Source organism: Chryseobacterium potabilaquae (genome assembly GCF_902728265.1).
In the GTDB taxonomy this organism is placed as follows: Bacteria; Bacteroidota; Bacteroidia; order Flavobacteriales; family Weeksellaceae; genus Chryseobacterium; species Chryseobacterium potabilaquae.
In genome coordinates this window covers 1-993 of sequence record NZ_CACVBR010000108.1, presented here as the reverse complement: position 1 = coordinate 993, position 993 = coordinate 1, and the positions used below count along the sequence as shown (strand labels likewise).

The following is a 993-nucleotide window of genomic DNA, read 5'->3' as shown; positions in this document are numbered from 1 at the left end:
CTTTTAGTATATCAAAGTGTTCTACCAAAAATTCTGGAAGTAATAATTTAAGAAGTTCCTGATCATTTATCATAAAGCAAAGATAATAGTATTAAAAGTTCCCCCCAACTTTTGCGCCTGAGCCGTTCTATATTTCACGAAGTTTTGGAGGCTGAATACACTAAAACTAATCCTTTTAACGATATCCGAAATCTTAAGGTGGTAAAAAACATTTCTAATGTTCCTCCTACGGATGAGGAAATGAGATTGATATGTGCTGAGCTAAGAAAAGAGAATTACGGATTTTATATTTTTTATATGCTTATATATTATTGTGGTATAAGACCGGAAGAACTTCGGAATTTGAAGATAAAACAACTTAATTTTAAAACAAGATCAATTGAATTAGATGCAGAATTTACCAAAACAGATAAATACAGAGCGGTTCCTATGATTGGAAATTCTTTCGAGCTTTTAAAAAATTATGAAGGTTGTAATCCTGAATATTATATTTTTGGCACATGGGTACCAAATGGTGGAAGACATTCCCGAAAAAATTGGTTTTTGCCTAATCCTTACCAAATCAATGAAGATACTCCGAATAGACAATGGAATAAATTAATAAAAATAGGACTTGGAATCAATAAAAATCTGTATTCAGGTAAGCATAAAGGGGCGGATGATAAAAGAGAAGCTGGAATGGATATTAAAACTATTTGTACGATATTTGGACATTCAGAAATAGAAATGACTGAAAGATATATGCATTCTTTAAAAGTAGAAAGACTGGAAGCGGCTAAAAATGTAAAACTGAAAATATTCTAAAATAAAAAATTCTGCTCTTGGTCCACAAGAGCGGAATTTAATTAAATTCCGCAAATCTAATTGGACACTATCTCGTAAAGTGTGTAAGTTAAAAAGTTAGGCTTGGATTTTATAATCTGAGCCTTTTTTCAAAAATAAGCATAAATTGGTTGAGAACAATACCCCAATTTCGAATAGGCATGGTCCATT

The 993-nt window shown here is 31.3% G+C and carries 1 protein-coding gene; it reads left to right on the top strand.

Annotated features, from left to right (window positions below):
- Positions 1–111 precede the first annotated feature (111 nt).
- Complete coding sequence (locus CHRY9293_RS18370; RefSeq protein WP_162034303.1) at positions 112–804, top strand: tyrosine-type recombinase/integrase; 693 nt, start codon at positions 112–114, stop codon at positions 802–804.
- Positions 805–993 lie beyond the last annotated feature (189 nt).